The sequence below is a fragment of the Nocardioides sp. NPDC057577 genome (assembly GCF_042801335.1).
Taxonomy (GTDB): Bacteria; Actinomycetota; Actinomycetes; order Propionibacteriales; family Nocardioidaceae; genus Nocardioides.
Genome location: NZ_JBHVGB010000006.1, coordinates 17,304 through 34,716, shown reverse-complemented (window position 1 = coordinate 34,716; position 17,413 = coordinate 17,304). Strand labels below are relative to the sequence as shown.

The 17,413-nt window shown below is 69.1% G+C and carries 14 protein-coding genes; 10 read left to right on the top strand and 4 right to left on the bottom strand.

Annotated features, from left to right (window positions below):
• Window position 1: 1 nt before the first annotated feature.
• From ACFU7D_RS02240 to ACFU7D_RS02215, 6 genes are all read left to right on the top strand, one after another.
• A complete protein-coding gene (locus ACFU7D_RS02240) occupies window positions 2–964 on the top strand; it encodes a NaeI family type II restriction endonuclease (protein ID WP_378862753.1) in 963 nt (320 codons plus the stop codon).
• Between the two features lie 235 nt (window positions 965–1,199).
• Entirely contained in the window at window positions 1,200–2,222 is a 1,023-nt protein-coding gene (locus tag ACFU7D_RS02235) for a LacI family DNA-binding transcriptional regulator (protein ID WP_378862750.1), read from the top strand.
• Window positions 2,223–2,474: 252 nt separating this feature from the next.
• Entirely contained in the window at window positions 2,475–4,010 is a 1,536-nt protein-coding gene (locus tag ACFU7D_RS02230) for an alpha-N-arabinofuranosidase (protein WP_378862747.1), read from the top strand.
• Window positions 4,011–4,014: 4 nt separating this feature from the next.
• A complete protein-coding gene (locus ACFU7D_RS02225; protein ID WP_378862744.1) occupies window positions 4,015–4,854 on the top strand; it encodes a helix-turn-helix domain-containing protein in 840 nt (279 codons plus the stop codon).
• A gap of 52 nt (window positions 4,855–4,906) precedes the next feature.
• Complete coding sequence (locus ACFU7D_RS02220; protein ID WP_378862741.1) at window positions 4,907–5,800, top strand: hypothetical protein; 894 nt, start codon at window positions 4,907–4,909, stop codon at window positions 5,798–5,800.
• Window positions 5,801–5,806: 6 nt separating this feature from the next.
• Window positions 5,807–6,409, top strand: a complete 603-nt coding sequence (locus ACFU7D_RS02215; protein WP_378862738.1) for a nucleoside/nucleotide kinase family protein — start codon at window positions 5,807–5,809, stop codon at window positions 6,407–6,409.
• 4 nt (window positions 6,410–6,413) lie between these two features.
• On the opposite strand, the gene ACFU7D_RS02210 is transcribed toward ACFU7D_RS02215, so the two are convergent.
• Together ACFU7D_RS02210 and ACFU7D_RS02205 are read right to left on the bottom strand one after the other, a co-directional pair.
• Entirely contained in the window at window positions 6,414–7,199 is a 786-nt protein-coding gene (locus tag ACFU7D_RS02210) for a hypothetical protein (RefSeq protein WP_378862735.1), read from the bottom strand.
• Window positions 7,193–7,942 carry a helix-turn-helix domain-containing protein gene (locus ACFU7D_RS02205; RefSeq protein WP_378862732.1) on the bottom strand — a complete coding sequence of 250 codons (750 nt, stop codon included), beginning with the start codon at window positions 7,940–7,942 and terminating at the stop codon, window positions 7,193–7,195. The genes ACFU7D_RS02210 and ACFU7D_RS02205 overlap by 7 nt, the downstream gene beginning before the upstream one ends.
• Window positions 7,943–8,016: 74 nt before the next feature.
• Between ACFU7D_RS02205 and ACFU7D_RS02200 the strand changes: the two genes are divergently transcribed.
• Window positions 8,017–8,556 (top strand): TOPRIM nucleotidyl transferase/hydrolase domain-containing protein, encoded by a 540-nt coding sequence (locus ACFU7D_RS02200; RefSeq protein WP_378726217.1) that lies wholly within the window; start codon window positions 8,017–8,019, stop codon window positions 8,554–8,556.
• 1 nt (window position 8,557) lies between these two features.
• Here the strand turns inward: ACFU7D_RS02200 and ACFU7D_RS02195 are convergent, their stop codons facing one another.
• Window positions 8,558–10,378 (bottom strand): hypothetical protein, encoded by a 1,821-nt coding sequence (locus ACFU7D_RS02195; RefSeq protein ID WP_378862729.1) that lies wholly within the window; start codon window positions 10,376–10,378, stop codon window positions 8,558–8,560.
• A 411-nt stretch (window positions 10,379–10,789) separates the two neighbouring features.
• Between ACFU7D_RS02195 and ACFU7D_RS02190 the strand changes: the two genes are divergently transcribed.
• Both ACFU7D_RS02190 and ACFU7D_RS02185 read left to right on the top strand, forming a co-directional pair.
• On the top strand, window positions 10,790–14,773 hold the full coding sequence (locus ACFU7D_RS02190) for a carboxypeptidase regulatory-like domain-containing protein (protein ID WP_378862727.1): 3,984 nt from the start codon (window positions 10,790–10,792) through the stop codon (window positions 14,771–14,773).
• A gap of 138 nt (window positions 14,774–14,911) precedes the next feature.
• Window positions 14,912–16,069: a hypothetical protein gene (locus ACFU7D_RS02185; protein ID WP_378862724.1), complete on the top strand. Its 1,158-nt coding sequence runs from the start codon at window positions 14,912–14,914 to the stop codon at window positions 16,067–16,069.
• A gap of 103 nt (window positions 16,070–16,172) precedes the next feature.
• Here the strand turns inward: ACFU7D_RS02185 and ACFU7D_RS02180 are convergent, their stop codons facing one another.
• Window positions 16,173–16,748: a mismatch-specific DNA-glycosylase gene (locus tag ACFU7D_RS02180; protein WP_378726229.1), complete on the bottom strand. Its 576-nt coding sequence runs from the start codon at window positions 16,746–16,748 to the stop codon at window positions 16,173–16,175.
• A 77-nt stretch (window positions 16,749–16,825) separates the two neighbouring features.
• Here ACFU7D_RS02180 and ACFU7D_RS02175 point away from each other — a divergent pair, with 77 nt between their 5' ends.
• The gene (locus ACFU7D_RS02175; RefSeq protein ID WP_378726231.1) at window positions 16,826–17,404 is read left to right on the top strand and encodes a hypothetical protein; all 579 of its coding nucleotides are present in this window, start codon (window positions 16,826–16,828) and stop codon (window positions 17,402–17,404) included.
• Window positions 17,405–17,413 lie beyond the last annotated feature (9 nt).

Below are 17,413 nucleotides of genomic sequence, written 5' to 3'. Positions count from 1 at the left end.
CGTGAGCGATGATCCGATACGGGGACTGGCATTCACTGGACTCGATCCGGACCCAGTGCGTGACGAGGTGTACTGGCGGTTCTTCAACGCCGACCCCACTGGTCATCGATCCGCCAAGGTCATCAGAGATACCTTTGACCAGTTGTACGACGGCCAGCACACCGGCCGGTTTCGATGGCAACAGTTGTTCAAGACGGAGAAGACCCACTTTGGGACTCTCTTGGAAATCAACCTGCGCCGTGAGTTTGATGACGTAATCGACGATGGTGTCCTGCTCGACTACCGGGTGAGCGGCGTGGACATCGATTGCAAGTACTCGCAGTCGATGGGAGGTTGGATGCTGCCTCCGGAGTGCTTCGGGCACCTTCTGTTGGTCGCTACGGCAAACGATGAAAAGGGCACCTGGAGCCTGGGCGTCGTCCGTGCCTCCGAAGAAAACCGACGCCCAAGCCAAAACCGTGATGGCAAGACCGGGCTCAACTCACGGGGGCGTGAGCAGGTTGCATGGCTGCATCGAGATGCCCGACTTCTGCCGAATGCCCTGCTCCGACTCGACGAGGCCACCCTGGCCGCGGTGCTCGCTCCGAAAAGCGGGCAGGGAAGGTTGAACGAGTTGCTTCGCAGGCTGACGAACACCCGCATCGGACGGAACACCATCGCCACGGTTGCGCAGCAGGACGACTACATGAAGCGTGTTCGAGGGAATGGCGGGGCGCGAACAGCCCTCGGTGCGGAGGGGTATCTCATTCCGGGCGGTGACTACGAGGCTCATCGCCGTGTGGCGATGGGGCTGGGCATCGAGGTCCCTGGTCCTGGCGAAGTGGTTAGCATTCGTGTCGTGCCGGCAAGCCCCGACGAGCCGTGGACGATCGGGCTAGACGGTCGTCATTGGCGGGTAGCCCGGGACGACGAACCGTCACTAGAGCCAGCACCGCTTCTGCCGACCACAAAGAAGGTTATGTAGGTAATCTGACGCCGATCGTTCGGGTTGCCGCAGGTAACCGGTTGATCCGTGGGAACGGTTTCTCGAACATCCTATGGATTCCGTGTGCCTTGATTTCGCTGGGTGATCGGCGTTGGCCGTCTTCGGCTGCGGATACAGCGTGCGGCTGGTCTCAGGTAATGGGATCGTTGGCCGCCTCCCGTGCGATGTTGGCGCTGTGGACGTCGTGCCGACTGTGCTCAACTACGCTGACCGCATGACCAGGGGGCCGCGGCGGGCGACGGTGAAGGATGTCGCGGCGCTGGCGGGGGTGTCACCAAAGACGGTGTCGAACGTGATGAACGAGACCGTGTTCGTACGTCCCGACACCCGCGAGAAAGTGCTGGCGGCGGTCGCGGAGCTGGACTTCGTACCGAACCTGAGTGCGCGGAGCCTGCGGAGCGGGCGGTCGGGGGTGATCGCGCTGGCGCTGCCGGATCTGGCGACGGCGTTCTCGGCGGACCTGGTGCATCGGGTGGTGCAGGCGGCGCACGAGCGGGGGTTGGCGGTGCAGATCGAGGAGACGGCCGCGGAGCCGAAGCGGGAGCACGATCTTGTCTCGCGTGCGCGGGAGCACCAGGTCGACGGGCTGATCCTCAACCCGATCCGGCTCCAGGACAGCATCATCGCCCACGACGACCATCTGCCGCCGGTGGTGCTGATCGGGGAGGTCGAGCAGCACAAGGTCGACCGGGTGCTGATCGACAGCCGGCAGGCGGGGTACGAGGTGGCGGCACATCTCCTGGACCGGGGAGCGCGAAGAATTGCCGTCCTGGGCGGCGAGACCGGCGCAAGCGACGCCACGGCCACCAGCGTCCAGCGGCTCGAGGGCTACCACCGGGCGCTCCGCGAGTACGCCGTCGAACCTGACGCGAGCCTCGAGATCGACGTCGAGGAGTGGTCCATGAGGGGCGGCGCCGAGGCGGCCGAAGAGCTGCTGGGCCGCGGCGTCGAGTTCGACGCGATCATGGCGTTCACCGACTCGATCGCGTTCGGCGCGACGCACGTGCTCCAGGAGCACGGGCTCGAGGTGCCCGGGGACGTCCTGGTCACCGGGTTCGACGACGTCGAGCACGCCCGGTTCATGAACCCGTCGCTGACCACCGTTGCGCTGGACCGACGCGCGTTCGCCGAGGCGGCGGTCGATCTGCTGCTGACCAGGATCGATGACCGTACGTCCCCGCCGCGCGCGGTGGCGATCCCGCACGAGCTGGTCGTCCGGGCGAGCACTACGCGGTAGCTAGTGGGCGGTCCGGCGGCCGCGTGCGATCCACGCGCCGACGAGGATGCCCAGCAGGTAGCCGATTCCCGCACCGATGAGGAGCGTCGTGCTCATCGGGAGAGTGGCTTTCGGGACGTCATGGTTTCCATTGGCCCTCGCGATCGCGGCGTGATCGATGCGCGTCGAAAGGGATCCACCGAATAGGGGAGAAGGAGACCCTTGCCAACCGCATTACAACGATGTAATCGTGTGCGCAACGTTAGGAGACCTATGACCCGCGCACGGATCACCATCGACCGCGACTTCACCATCGCCGACGTACCCCGTCGTCTCTTCGGCTCGTTCGTCGAGCACATGGGGAGGTGCGTCTACACCGGCATCTACGAGCCCGGCCACCCGACGGCCGACGACCGTGGCTACCGCAAGGACGTGCTCGAGCTCGTCCGGGAGTTGGGGCCGACGGTGGTGCGCTACCCCGGCGGCAACTACGTCTCCGGCTATCGCTGGGAGGACGGTGTCGGGCCTCTTGCGGATCGGCCGCGGCGTATCGACGGTGCCTGGCACACGATCGAGACCAACGAGTTCGGGCTGCACGAGTTCATGGGCTGGGCCCGGGAGGCCGACGTCGAGGTGATGGAGGCGATCAACCTCGGTACGCATGGGGTCGAGGAGGCGCGGGCGCTGGTCGAGTACGCGAACCATCCCGGTGGGACGTACTGGTCGGATCTTCGGCGGAAGAACGGAGCCGAGGAGCCCTTCGACATCAAGCTCTGGTGCCTCGGCAACGAGCTCGACGGGCCGTGGCAGATCGGCCACAAGACGGCGCACGAGTACGGCCGGCTCGCCCAGGAGACCGCCAAGGCGATGAAGCTCGTCGACGACTCGATCGAGCTGGTCGCGGTGGGCTCCTCGAACCGCTACATGGAGACCTTCGGGACCTGGGAGCACACGGTCCTGACCCATGCGTATGACGAGATCGACTACATCTCGATGCACGAGTACTACCAGGAGCGCTCCGGCGACGCCGCCTCGTTCCTCGCCGAGGCGGTCGGGATGGACGCGTTCATCGACGGCGTCGTCGCGACCATCGACGCGGCCAAGGCCGCCGGCAAGCACACCAAGCAGGTCGACATCTCCTTCGACGAGTGGAACGTCTGGTACGCCGAGGGCCTCGACTCCGCCGACCAGATCCATCAGGTGAAGAAGGAGTGGCGCGAGCACCCGCGGCTGATCGAGGACACCTACTCGGTCACGGATGCCGTAGTGGTCGGGTCGCTGCTCAATTCGCTCCTCCGTCATGGCGACCGCGTACGCATCGCCAACCAGGCGCAGCTCGTCAACGTCATCGCCCCGATCCGCTCGGAGGAGGGCGGGCCGGCCTGGCGGCAGACGATCTTCTGGCCGTTCGCCCGGATGGCTTCTCTGGCCCGCGGGCAGATCCTCCGGCTCGCCGTCTCGGCCGACCAGATCGCCACTGAGAAGTTCGGCGACGTCGACGTCATCGATGCTGCCGCGACCTGGTCGGAGGCGGATGGGCGGGTGGCGCTCTTCGTCGCCAACCGGGGGCTCTCGGAGGCCTCTGAGGTCACCGTCGATCTGCGTGGCCTCGGGGTGTCGGGGATGGTGAATGCCGAGGTGCTCACCATCCCCGAGGGCGGCGATCGGCACACGTCCAACGTCGAGTCCGCTCCCGGCGCCGTCGGGCTGGTGCCGCTTCGCGGGCTCGGGGTTCAGGACGGTGCCGTGCACCTGAGCCTGCCGCCGCTGTCCTGGGCGGTCGTGGAGCTCGAGGTCACCATGGCGTGAGGCCATGGTGTTGCGGATCAGCAACACCAAGCGTAGTTTCATACGCATGGAAGGGACCCTCGCTCAGCGGCTGCGCACCGCGCGGATGATGAACGCGTTGTCCGCGCGCCAGGTCGCAGCGCTGGCGGGGGTCTCCCCGTCGACCGTCACCCGGGTCGAGTCGGGGAAGATGAACCCGACGTACGACGTGGTGCTCAAGCTGCTCGACGCGGTCGGGATCGATGAGCGGTTCGACCCGGTCTCCGACCCATTGGCTGTGGCCACGGCGCGCTGGATTCTCGGCGTCGGCGAGGAGCCACCCGAGGTCGACTACTGGATCAACCGGTGGATTATGACCGGGACGCTGAAGCTGGACGGCGTCGGAGACGTCACTGTCCCCGACCTGCAGACCTTCGCCTTCCGGGCCGGTCGTGCGGCGGTTCTCGCCCATCGGCCGAAGGTAGTCAGGGTGCGTCAGGACCGCAGTTGGGACGACGTCGCCGACGGGCTGAACCGGGCCGATCTGGTGTGGGCAGGGACAGGGGACCGGGCAGCCAACCGGCTCGTCTATTCCGCGAGTGAGAGTCAGCCGACGTTCTACGTGGAGGACGTTGACGCCGCCATCGCCGCACTCGGCCTGGCCTTCAGGGGGCCACGGGAGTGGGGCAAGCCGATCACCTTGCTTCCGTTCGACGGCTTCAGCGAAGCTGGCCGCTGGCAGGACGACGGTCTTTGGTACGTCGCGCCCTGGCAGATCATCCTCGACTGCTATGGCGGAAACGACCGGGTGCCGGAACAGGCCGACACTGTCCTGGAGGCGCTGCTGGAGCCTGATTCCGAGAGCGAAAGAGCGCACAGTGCCTGACGGACCTCATCGTTCCATCAGCCCTGCCGTGGAAGGTGCGGCAAGGCTGCGGATGGCATCCCCATCGGGTGTGTACGCGGGCGTCGGCGCGGCTATGGCCCCGAGTCGTGCTGCCTTGTGTGCTGCGCTGGACGCCATCGCGCCGCATCGGGATGCCGTGACCGTCGCAGGCGCCCACGCGGTCTTCGAGCGCACCCGCGACCTGGACGTCGCAGCAGATGCGACGAAGGACGGAGACCTCGCGCTGACGCCCGCGTTGGTGGCAGAGGAGCCCCGCCTGGAGGCGGTGATGCGTGGGGCCGGGTTTCGAACACTTGCGGAGCTCGAGGGCGAGGCGCGTCAGCACGATCCGCGACTGCGCCGCCGGTACGAGGCACAACCCGGTCTGTGGGCAACCGGAATGGCTACCTCGGGCGAGCCGGTCGGTGAGGTCGATCTCCTGGTTCCGACCTCGATCGCGGGCGGCGGGCGTCGGTCGGCCCATGCGCTCAAGAGCCACGGCAAACAGGCCACACGCCACACCCCTGGGCTAGAACTCGTTGTCTTGGATCGATCCTTGATGAAGATCGAGAACTTCGTCGACGGCTCGATCAGGGATGCCTGGGTGGCCGGATACGCCGGGCTCCTCTGCGCGAAGGCCTACAAGCTCGGTGAGCGGATCCGAGAGCGCGACGGGAACGGTCGGGATCGCGTACGCCCGAAGGATGCCGTCGACGTCTGGCGACTGCTGGCGACGAGCGATGGCGCATCTGTCCGCGCGAAGTTCGACGAACATGGTGATGATGCGCAGTGCGGTGAGGCTGTCCGCCTCGGTCAGCGCTACCTGGAGGCGATCCTCGGGGACGGCCACATCCAGAGCCTTGCCACCGCGGACCTGGCGGTATTCGTTCCTCCTGACGCGGTCGGCGACACGATCAGCACATGGTTCAGTGCGTTCAGGACGTGACAAGTGATGAGCATCGCTGAGCTCGCTGAGCGGGTGCACGAGCGTGTGGGTGCGGGCCGACATGTCTTGGGGATCGTCGGGCCGCCGGGGGCGGGGAAGTCGACGCTGGCCGAGCGGCTTCGAGACCAACTCAACGAGACCGGGAACGTCGCGGTGGTGGCGCCGATGGACGGTTTTCATCGGAGCAACGCGGAGCTGGACGCGATGGGGGCGCGGGGGCGGAAGGGAGAGCCGGACACCTTCGACGCCGACGGGTATGTGGAGGCGTTGCGACAGGTGCGGGGCCGGGAGCGAGTCGAGTGGCCTACGTTCAGCCGGGTCATCGACGAGCCGGTGCCTGGAGGGGTCGTGATCGACGGCGAGCCGATCGTGATCACCGAGGGCAACTACCTGCTGCTGGACGAGGGGCCGTGGAAGGACGTACGCGGCCTGCTGGATGAGGCCTGGTTCGTCGATGTCCCGGACGAGATCCTGATGCCGAGGCTGCTCGAGCGGTTCCTCGCCGGCGGGAGGTCGCGGGAGGAGGCGGAGGTGAAGATCGCCGAGAGCGATCTGCGCAACGCCGCGCTGGTGCGGGCGACGCGGGATCGGGCGGACCTGGTGCTCTGATAGCTCAACTCTCGGAGGCAGCGCAGTCGATGAGGAAGGCCATCAGCTCGGTGGCGTCGTCGGTGGTGACGAGGGTGTCGAGGGCGTGGTCGAGCTCGAGGCGCCGGGAGTGCGGGATGACGACGGCGTCGAAGCCGTTCGAGATCAGGATGCCGGTCATCATCAGCACGGCGGTGCGCTTGTTGCCGCCGGCGTAGAACCGGGTCCGGGCGGCGGAGCAGAAGTAGATCAGCGCCTGGAGCCGTGGGTCGTCGGTCTCGGCAAGGCGCTCCTGCAGGGTGGCGAAGCGGGTTCGGAGCAGCTCCCTGCCGTCGCGGCGCAGGGTGCCCTCGCCGCGGAACCGTCCGGCGTCGGGCGTCTCGTGGCGGGCGACGATGCGGTTGAGACGGTCGGACGTCGATTTGTCGATATGGAACCTGCCGTAGCCGACCAGGTCGCGGAGCGCGCCGTACGCCTCGCTGAGCGCCAGCACCTGCCGCTCCTCCCCAGCCGGGCGGTCGCCGACGGTGACGCCGGCGAGGAGGGTGCGGACCTCGGGAAGGGTGAAGCTGTTGCCCTCGAGCCTCGCGGCGTGCCAGACCAGCTCGGGCAGGTTCGCGCGGAACCGCCGCCAGGCGCTCTCGGTGTCGCTCGGGAGCATGCGGGCGGTGTCGATCTCGGTCCACCAGACGCCGGTGTCGCGTACCTGGTCGTCGCGGTCCACGACCTCGCGGTAGGAGTCGTCCGTGGCCGACTTGCGGGCGGCGTACGTCTCGGGGTCCGGCGCCCAGCGGGGCTGTTTGGTCACCATGTCCGGATCTCCTCGCGGGCGCGGTCCGCGGCGTCGCCGCCGACCGAGATGGCGTCGATGGCGATCTGGATCGGGGCGGCGTACACCACCTGGTCACGTTCGAACGCGCCGAGGAACAGGTCGGGTTCGGCGGCGGCGACGACCACTGTGGAACGGTGCGCGGCGGACGCAGGGCGGAGCGTGCCACCGGAGAGAGAGGCCTGGACCGCGCTCGGGTCCTCGCACCACAGGACCGAGATCCGGGGTACGGCCTCGTCGAAGGACGGCAGGTCCAGGCCGGCCGCTCCGGAGAGCGCCCAGCGCCCGCCCGAGGCGTCGCCGGCAGAGGCGAGCCGGCCGATGGTGGCCTCACCCGCCAGGAGAACGGCGTCCGGACGGTCGAGAAGGCCGGAGGCGCGTGCCGCCTCCTCGATGATCTGGACCGGGTCGCCGTCGGCCCAGGCGTCGAGCCGGCCGGCCCAGCGCTCGACGTCGGAGTCCACCTCGGCGGGATACAGCGGATCGAGAATTGCTCGCGCCCCCGCCGCGGCTGCCGGCGCCGCCAGCGGAGACGCGCTCATCGCCAGCCCGACGCCACACGCCGTGGTGATGTTGTCGAGCGTGTCGACGGACGGGCTGACCACGCCGTTGACGATCCGGTGGACCGTCGAGGCGGACACGCCGGCGCGCGCGGCCACCTGGCGAGAACTGAGGCCCGAGTGCTCGATGCACTCGGCGACGAGCCGCCCGACGTCCTGTTCCATATATGCAACGCTAGTCCGGGATGTTGCATATATGGAACAGGCGCACCGACGTACGGTCTTCTAAGGTGTGCGCCATGACGCGACCGATCACGCTGCTTGTCGAGGGAGAGTCCGACAAGGCTCTGGTGGAGGCGCTGGCGCCGCGCTACGGGGTGGACCTGGCCGACCTCGGGATCGAGGTCGTCTCGATGAACGGGGCAGGCAACGCGGGGCGTTACATCCGGGAGACGACCGCGGCCGGACATCGCGTCGGCGGCCTCTACGACGAGGCCGAGGAGCACTTCGTCACCAACGCGCTCGGCCGCCAGGTCGGGGAGGACCTCTCCGGCCAGGGCTTCTTCGCCTGTCGCCGCGACCTCGAGGACGAGATGATCCGGGCGATCGGCGCCGCGCGGATCGTCGAGATCCTCGAGGCCAACGGGGAAGGCGGCAAGTTCCGTACGCTGCAGAACCAGCCCGAGCACCGCGGCGAGGAGGTCGCCGACCAGCTGCACCGCTTCTTCGGCACCGCGTCCGGCCGCAAGATCCGCTACGGAACGATCCTCGGCGAGGCCGTCGAGCTCGAGTCGATCCCGGACCCACTCATCGGGCTGCTGACCTGGTGCTGGGGCTGAGCTAGGGCTCCATGTCGTCGTGGACGACGACGCGGGAGAGCTCGATGGTGCCGTCGGGGCACTTCCAGAAGTGCAGCCGGCGGGCGCTGGGCGTGTGGATCTGCATGGAGACCCGGTAGCAGACCGCGCCGTCGGGGCGGGACTGTGGCGCGGAGTTGCCCCCGGCAGAGGTACGCAGCTGGTGCAGCTCGCGGCCGGTCGACTGCTCCGCGAGGCCGGTGAGCACTTCCATGACCACGTCGGCGATCTTGTCGACGGTGATCCCCTCGAGCGCGTCGACGCTGCCGAGGAACCGCTCGCCGATCGCGAAATCCGGCAGCGGGCGGGTGGGCTGCTCGCCGACCGGGATCCGGCGCGCCCAGGCGGCCTCGACCAGGTGGCGGAAACCGCGCTCGCGGTCGGCGAAGACCGGCAGGGCGACCTCGGGCGGCGCGGTCCGCTGCTTGGCGCGGCGGAGCTGGGAGCGCATCCGGGCCAGCTCGACGTCGCGGGTCTCGACCTGCCGGGCGGCTCGAGCGAGGTCCTTGGCGAACTGCACGCGCTCGTTGCGCAGCCCCGAGACCTGGTCGCGGAGCTCGGTCAGCTCGGCCTCGAGATGGGCCTTCTCGGCCTTGATCGCGGTGACCTGCAGCGACATCGACTGCACCGCGGCCTTCTTCGCCGGCGCGGGCTCCTTCTCAGCCACCGGCGCGGGCACGGGCTCGGGCGGAGGCGCCGGCCGGACGGCGCGGACCGGCTCTCCTCTGCGCCGCGGCATCATCGCCGGGCTCGGGATCGCCGCCCTGGCAGGAGCCTCGGCAACGGGCTCGGAAGCCATCTCGACCGTCACGACCGGCTCGGGCACCGCAACGACCTCGGGAGGCGCGGGCTCGGTCTCGACATGCTCGACGACCGCAGGCGGCGGCGCATTGGGGTCGAGCCACGGCGGGCCCCCGGCATAGAGCGCCAGAGCCTCGCGGACGGTGTCGTGCTCGCGGACCTCGCGCAGCGACAGCCGCCACTTGGGGCCGGTGGCGACGACCCGGGCGAGCACGACCTCACCGGGGGTGAGGAGCGCCTGGAGGTCGTCGTCGGGGTCGCCGGTCACATCCGAACGGAAGAGCTCGACGGTGACGTCGGGGTGCAGGCGCAGGTCCGCGGAGCCGGCCAGGACGGAGCGGACCTCGGCGGGGACGACGTCCCCGGCGGCGTACGTCTTCAGTGCCTCGTCGGCGGTGGGGCGGCTCTCTCGGATGTCGAGCCAGCGTGACTTCTTCTCCAGTACGCCGTCGACGTGCATCCCGGGTGCCAGGACGCGCTCGATCGGGACGCCTGCCTGGGCGAGCTGGGGCGGGACCGAGGCCATGTCGCCACCGCCGAGGTCGACCAGCGCGCGCTCGCTCATGATCGAGAGGACCGTGCCGGCACGCCGCTCGCGGGTGGAGGCGGTGCGGGCGCTGTCGAAGAGGCCCGCCGCCGCGGCCATGTCGAGGGCGTCGTCGATGAGCTGTCCGGTGAGCTTGCGGCCCTCGGACTTGCTCCACGCGAACCGCAGCGGGGCCTGCTTCAGATCGATGTTCCACCCCAGCCCGACCGGGTAGACCCGCCCGGCGCCGCCGTAGACCTGGGTGCCCGGCGTCATCTTGTTGGAGAAGGCCCAGGTGTGGCCGCCCGTCGTGACCAGGTAGAGGTCGGCGAGGTCGCCGATCTCGGCCGCGATCTGCTCGACGTCGGCGTAGGGATCGGTGTGCCCCGACGCGACCGTCACCACCACGGTCGGCTTCGTGCGGGAGTTGCCGTTGAGCAGCGCCGCCAAGGCCTCGGCCTCGGACGTGTTTGTCACGCGTTTGATCGCAGACATGCCCCTCCTTTCACAAAAACTTACAGCGAACGGAAAGCGGACCTACGTCAACGACCCGGCCTTTGACGGAGCATTCGGCAGATGCCGATACCGGGGGCGGCTGTCAATGACGCGCCGGTGTCATATTTGACTCGCCAGTCTATCTAGAGGCGTGACGCATTTACGACATTGGCAGGTATCTGCCGCACTTCAGCGACCCGAATGACTGCGGATGTAACAAATCGGGACAACGCTTTCCCCTGGCAATAATCGATCCGTCCGCATTACCCGGGAAACGCGCACGATCTGTCACGGGCTTTGCCGACGGTTTCCGCAAGGAGACCCACCTTGAGATATTCACGCCTCGGCCGATCGGCCGTAGCAGCCACAGGCATACTCGCCGCCACGGCTGCGATGCTTGCCGCTACACCCGCATTCGCCGGCACCCCTACAGCCGACGACAAGGCCCCCGCGGCCAAGCTCTCATCCACCCTCGAGTCGAAGTTCGAGAAGTCGGACTCGACCGACTTCTGGCTCCGGTTCTCCGACAAGGCCAACCTCGGGCCCGCTTCGTCCATCAAGGACTGGACCGAGCGCGGTCAGTACGTCGTCGACGCGCTGGAGAAGACGGCGAAGGCATCTCAGGCCGGCGCCGTCGCCGAGCTCGACGCCGCCAAGGTCTCCTACAAGACGTACGCGATCTCGAACGCGATCCTGGTGAAGGACGGCTCCGAGAAGCTGGCTCTTCAGCTGGCCGCGGACCCGGAGATCAAGACCGTCCACGAGCGGGCCAAGCTCTCGCTCGTGGAGCCGGTCAAGGAGGAGGCGGCTACCAAGGCGCCGCAGGGCACCGAGTGGGGCATCGACTTCATCAACGCCCCCGAGGCCTGGGAGCAGGGCGCCACCGGCGCCGGGATCACCGTCTCCAGCGTCGACTCCGGCACCGACTACACCCACCCGGCCCTGGTGAACCAGTACCGCGGCAACAACGGTGACGGCACCTTCACCCACGACTACAACTGGTTCGACGCCTACGGTGACTGCACCAGCGGTCCCTGTGACCTCGACGGCCACGGCACCCACACGATGGGCACCATGGTCGGCGACGACGGCGCCGGCAACCAGATCGGTGTCGCGCCCGACGCCGAGTGGATCGAGACCAACGGCTGCTGTGGCACCGACGCCGGTCTCCTCGAGTCGGGCTGGTGGCTCCTCGAGCCGACCGACGCCAACGGGGAGAACCCGGACGTCTCCAAGCGCCCGCAGGTCATCAACAACTCCTGGGGCTGGAACGGCGTCGGCTACATCGACTCGTTCTTCGACGATGTGAACGCCGCTTGGAACGCAGCCGGCCAGTTCTCCTCGTGGGCCTCGGGCAACCCGGGTTCCATGTGCCAGGGGACGTCCTCGCCGGGCGCGAACACGCTCACCTACTCGGTGGGTGCGGTCGACTCCTCCGGCGCCGTCGCCTCGTTCTCGGGCCGTGGCCCGGGTCAGGACGGTCTGGTCAAGCCCAACATCGCGGCACCGGGCGTGAACGTACGCTCGTCCGTCCCGGGTGGTGGGTACGCCAACTACAACGGCACCTCGATGGCGGCCCCGCACCTCGCGGGCGCGGTCGCGGCGCTGTGGAGCTACAACCCGACCCTGATCGGTAACGTCGAGGAGACCCGCCGCCTGCTCAACGAGGCGGCGACCGACGTCGACGACACCACCTGCGGTGGCACCGCCGAGAACAACAACGTGTACGGCGAGGGCTACCTCGACCTGGCACGCCTGATCGCCCTGGCTCCGGCCGAGGGCGGCACGGTGGCGGGCACCGTCACCAGCGGCGGCGGCCCGATCGAGGGGGCGACCGTCGAGCTCGACGGCTCGGCTCTCGACCGCACCCTCACCACCGACGCCGAGGGTCACTTCTCGGCCGACGTGTTCGTGGGCGACTACGACGTGACCACCTCGGCCTTCGGCTTCATCACCGAGACCGGGACCGCGTCGGTCACCGAGGACGCCACCACGACCGTCGACTTCGACCTCGCCGAGGCTCCGAAGCACACGGTCAGCGGCGCCGTCACCAACGCCAGCACCAACGCCCCGATCGCGGGGGCCGAGGTGCAGCTGTCACCGGGCAACCTGTCCGCGACATCCGGTGCCGACGGGACCTACTCGATCGCGGGCGTCCCGGAGGGGACGTACACGATCTTCACCGAGGGGTCCGGCTGTGCCGAGGCGACGAGCTCCGAGATCGAGGTCACGGGCAACAAGACCCACAACGTGAAGGTCGTCTTCTCCTACGACGACTTCGGGTACTTCTGCTCGGAGGGCTCGAGCGGCGTACGTTCCGGGACCACCGCGCTGGGGCTCGAAGGTGACGACGCGGCCGCCTCGGTGGACCTGCCGTTCAGCTTCCCGCTCTACGGAGGCAACTACGCCAAGGCGTACGTCGCGTCCAACGGTCACGTGAACTTCCTCGCCTCCAGCACCGCCTTCAGCAACGTCGCGATCCCGTCCACGGGCGTGCCGAACGCTGCGATCTACCCGTTCTGGGACGACCTCGACGCTCGCGGCGCCGCGGACGTCTACACCGGGGCGACCACGGTCGACGGCGTGGACGCGTTCGTCATCGAATGGCGTGACGTCTTCCCGCTGAACAGCTCCACGGACCTGCTCGACTTCTCGGTCACCCTCTTCGAGGACGGCCGCGTCGAGCTCGGCTACGGGGACCTGCCCAGCACCGACCGCGCCCGGGGCAGCTCGGCCACGATCGGCATCGAGAACGCCACCGGCACCATCGCCACCCAGTTCTCCCTCAACACCGCGTCGCTGAGCGACAACAAGTCGATCACCTTCGACCTGGCCCCGATGGGCACGGTCTCCGGTGTCGTCAAGGACTACAACACCAAGGAGGGCATCGACGGCGCCGAGGTCACCCTGACCCCGACCGCCGGTGGGTCCGTCAAGACGATCGAGACCGGCGCCGACGGCTCCTACAGCGCCGACCTGGTGACCGGAAAGTACGGCGTGAGCTTCACCGCGCCCGACTACGAGGCGATCAGCCGCAACCTCACCGTCGCCGAGGACACCACGCTCACCTCCAACGCCCAGCTCAAGGCCGGCAAGCTCGCCGTCACCCAGACGGCGCTGAACGCCAACCTCGCGATGGGTGGCTCGGTCTCCCGCAACCTGAAGATCACCAACACCGGGTCCGCACCCGCCGAGGTCGATCTGGGCGCCAGCGGCGAGGAGGTCGTCATCCAGGGTGACAAGACCGCCTCGGCCGGCGTCACCAAGAGCCCCACCAAGAAGGCCACGGCGGTCGAGACCAAGCCGGGCGCCGGCTCCAAGGCGTCGGGTCTGACCTCGTCGAAGTCGGGGAGCAAGCTCGGCTCGTCGGGCCAGCCCTCGGTCACGGCGCTCGCGCCCACGCCCGCGGGTGAGACGACCCTGTCCCACTCGAGCTCGCACGAGGTCGTGCAGGCCAGCTCGGTCGCGTGCCCCTCGGGGACCACGACGATCCTGCGGACCTACTCGCCGGGTGACTTCGGGATCTCGGGAGGCTTCACGCCCACCAGCGTGAGCTTCGCGGTCCAGGAGACGGCCAGCGGGAACACGCCGGTGACGGCGACGCTCTACACGCTCCCGGCCGGTGCTGCGTTCACCTTCGCCAACCTGACCTCGATCGGGTCGGGCACCACGACCGTGACCAGCGACTTCGGGGCGACCTACACGGTGCCGATCGCCGCATCGACGGAGATCGCTCCCGACGACATCCTGGTCGTCGCGGTCGCGGGTGGCGCGGTCTACTTCGGCGGCAACCCGGCCGCCGAGACCTCGCCGACCTACCTGGCCTCCGACGCCTGCGGTACGCCGGAGCCGACGGATGCCGCGGAGCTCGGGTTCCCCGACTCCAACATCATCCTCGATGTGACCGGTGAGGCCGGTGGCAGCGGTGGTGGCGTCGCGTGGCTGGACGTCCAGCCGCCGTCGTTCACCCTGGCGCCGGGCAAGTCGGTCACCGCGATCGCCACGTTCGCAGCCACGGTCGACCAGCCGGGCACCTACACGGCGAACGTGACCATCGGGAACAACACCCCCTACACCGTGGCGCCGGTCCCGGCGACCATGATCGTGAAGGCGCCCACCGGTTGGGGCAAGGTCACGGGGACGGTGACGGGCTCGGGTGAGCCGATCGAGGGTGCCGTCGTGGCCCTCGACGGCATCTCCTACGACGTGACGCTGCGGACCGATGCCGACGGCACCTACGGGTACTGGATGCAGAAGTCCAACGCGCCGCTCCAGGTGGTCGTCGCGGCCGACGGGTTCGTCCCGGCGACCAAGAAGGCGCAGATCGTGGCCGGTCAGACGACTGTCTACGACTTCGACCTGAAGCCGCTCGACTAGCTCTCCAGCGATGGCCCCGGACACAGCCAGTGTCCGGGGTCATCGCTCGTTCGTTCGGAACCGCTCGGGCGGAGCTCGAATGTCGGTGCTGCGGTGTACGATCGCGGCGCCGCGAGAACAACCCCCTAACCAGCCCCTATGCCTCATTCCTCCATGCCGGCCGTCGCCGAGATCCTGCGCCTGCGGGCTCCGTTGAGCCTGCAGGTCCTGCGCGCCGCTTTGAAGGGCAAACGGGTGCTGCTGACCGAGGAGGAGCTGCTCGCCGTGCTGAAGTCGGGCGGCTTCGCCGAGGGGCCGCCGGGGCAGTGGAGCCTGGCTCCTGCCTCGACCGCGGCGCCCGCGCCGGCTCGGTTCAACCAGGCCTCGCTGGCTTCGCGCGCTGGGGTCGAGGGTGACGTACTCCTGAAGGTGCTGGACGCGCTGGTCACCGACCACCCCGAGGTCAACTGGGGTGCGCTGCGGGACCGGCTCGAGTCGGGCGCCGACGTGCCCGTCTCCGACCGCACCCTCGGGCTGCTCGAAGAGGGCGTACGCCGCTTCGAGGTCGCCCGGCTGCGGGCCGACAAGCAGCGGGCCGAGGAGCGTGCCCGGGAGGCGGAGCGGCGCCGGGAGCTGCAGCAGCTGGCCGAGAGCGAGGTCGCGATGCTGCGCGCCGAGCTCGACGACGAGCGGCGGCGCGCCCACGACGCGGCCCTCGAGCGGGACCGGCTGCGGCAGGAGGCCGAGAAGCTGGTGGCGCTCAAGGAGCAGGAGACTGCCGCCTGGGTCGCCACCGCCGCGGGCGGCTGGATGCTCGATCTCGGTGCGCCGGAGACCTTCGGCGAGGAGAAGCTCCGCCAGGCGCTCGGCCAGCTCGAGTCAGCCCTGGTCGTGCTCAACGTGAGCATCGGCTCGCGAGAGCTCGAGGCGGTCGTGGTGCACCCGGGTGGGGTCGCGGTCATCGAGCAGCACGACATCCCCTCGACCGCCGGCATGGTCGAGGTGCCGGCCTCGGGCGCGGCCTCCGTCGACGGCCGCCCGCTGGAGGTCGCCGATCCGCGCACCGATGTGCTCGCCGCCGTACGCCTCCTGCAGAAGACCGCCTCCCTCGACCTCGCCTATCTGCCCGTGCTCGCCTTCCAGGGGCCTGCGGAGGCCGAGGGTGAGGACGTGCTCGTCTGCCTCACCGCCGAGGTCGACCTCGCGGTCGACGACATGCTCCACTCCCAGGCCTCGCGGGTCTCGGCCGACGACGCGGTGGCGCTGCTGGCGAAGCTCGGTGTACCCGCACTGCCGGAAGCGCCGTCCGGTTTCTGACCCTCCCGCCGAGGCGTCACGTACGTCGGCCGAGTTGGCAGATGTGCGCGCACTCGACCGACGGGGGTGACGCTTCGGGCGCCGGGGGTGACGCCTCGGCAGGTCAGATCAGGCCGGCGGCGCGGGCGGCATCCGCGTAGGCGGCGGCGAGGGTGGGGACGGTCTCGTGGGCGTTGAGGCCCGACGGGTTGGGTACGACCCAGAGCTCGGCGCCGGCCAGCGGCTCGGGCTGGCGTCCCTGCTTGGCCTTGGGGCGGTTGAAGGCGGTCCGGTAGGCGGTGATCCCGGCGATCGCGACGACGGTCGGTTTCCGGCGTGCGACCAGGGAGAACAGCTCGGCGCCGCCCTCCTTGAGCTCGGCGTTGGAGAGCTCGGAGGCCTTGGCCGTGGCGCGCCGGACGATGTTGGTGAAGCCGATGCCCCGAGCCCGGAAGTAGTCGCGGTCCTCCGGCGTCATCCCCGCCGAGGCGTCGATCGGCCGGGTGGTGATCCCGGCCCGGAAGATCGCCGGATAGAAGCGGTTGAGCGGGTGCGCGAAGTGGGTCTGGGTCGCCGCGGTCCACAGGCCGGGGTTGATACCGACGAAGAGGAGCCGCAGCGGTTGGTCGTCTGCGGGAAGGAGGTCGGGGACCGAGGCGCCGTAGTAGGTCTGGAGCTCGGCCTGGGTGAAGCGGGCCACGGCGCGATCCTTCCATCTGGATAACGAGCGGGCCGCCGGGGGTGCAACAGCGGGGTGCCGTGGGGAGTATGTGGAATATGCACCCCACGCGTCTTCTCCCACTCGCACTCGCTGCGACGGCGCTCCTGCTCACGGCCTGCGGCACCTCCGAGGACGCGAGCGACCCCGGCGCGAGCCCGTCGCCCTCGGCCTCTTCCTCGCCGGCCTCGCCGTCGCCGTCCCCGTCGTCGCCCTCGCCGTCCGGAACTCCGAAGCCGAAGCCCCAGCCCGAGCCCTCGCGCCCGCCGAGCTCGGAGAAGCCCGTCCGCGGCCTGGTCTCGGCCGGCGGCGCGGCCGAGGGCGACCTGGAGAAGACCGCGACGCCGCTGCCGGACGAGGCTGCGATCAAGGCGTACGCGGCCACCCTCGGCACCTCGCTCCAGGCATCCTTCACGACGAAGGCGACCACCCTGCTCGCCCACGTCCCGGCGGGCCAGCGGCTCTACGCCCAGACGGTCTACGACGGTTGCGAGGCGCCGGACCCGGCAACGATCACGGCCTCGACGAGCGGCGGCGACGTGGTCCTGCACGTCACCCCGCCGAAGAGCACCAAGATCCAGTGCCTGGTGGCCGAGCGATCGGTCGCGTTGCTGAGTGTCGATCAGCCAGTCGGCTAACGTTCCCCG

Bases quoted from the DNA above. Each gene is read 5' to 3' on its own strand.
- ACFU7D_RS02185 (WP_378862724.1), top strand. From the start codon at position 14,912: ATGCCTCATTCCTCCATGCCGGCCGTCGCCGAGATCCTGCGCCTGCGG.
- ACFU7D_RS02205 (WP_378862732.1), bottom strand. From the start codon at position 7,942: ATGGAACAGGACGTCGGGCGGCTCGTCGCCGAGTGCATCGAGCACTCG.
- ACFU7D_RS02225 (WP_378862744.1), top strand. From the start codon at position 4,015: ATGGTGTTGCGGATCAGCAACACCAAGCGTAGTTTCATACGCATGGAA.
- ACFU7D_RS02215 (WP_378862738.1), top strand. From the start codon at position 5,807: ATGAGCATCGCTGAGCTCGCTGAGCGGGTGCACGAGCGTGTGGGTGCG.
- ACFU7D_RS02230 (WP_378862747.1), top strand. From the start codon at position 2,475: ATGACCCGCGCACGGATCACCATCGACCGCGACTTCACCATCGCCGAC.
- ACFU7D_RS02220 (WP_378862741.1), top strand. From the start codon at position 4,907: ATGGCATCCCCATCGGGTGTGTACGCGGGCGTCGGCGCGGCTATGGCC.
- ACFU7D_RS02200 (WP_378726217.1), top strand. From the start codon at position 8,017: ATGACGCGACCGATCACGCTGCTTGTCGAGGGAGAGTCCGACAAGGCT.
- ACFU7D_RS02235 (WP_378862750.1), top strand. From the start codon at position 1,200: ATGACCAGGGGGCCGCGGCGGGCGACGGTGAAGGATGTCGCGGCGCTG.
- ACFU7D_RS02175 (WP_378726231.1), top strand. From the start codon at position 16,826: ATGCACCCCACGCGTCTTCTCCCACTCGCACTCGCTGCGACGGCGCTC.
- ACFU7D_RS02210 (WP_378862735.1), bottom strand. From the start codon at position 7,199: ATGGTGACCAAACAGCCCCGCTGGGCGCCGGACCCCGAGACGTACGCC.
- ACFU7D_RS02190 (WP_378862727.1), top strand. From the start codon at position 10,790: ATGCTTGCCGCTACACCCGCATTCGCCGGCACCCCTACAGCCGACGAC.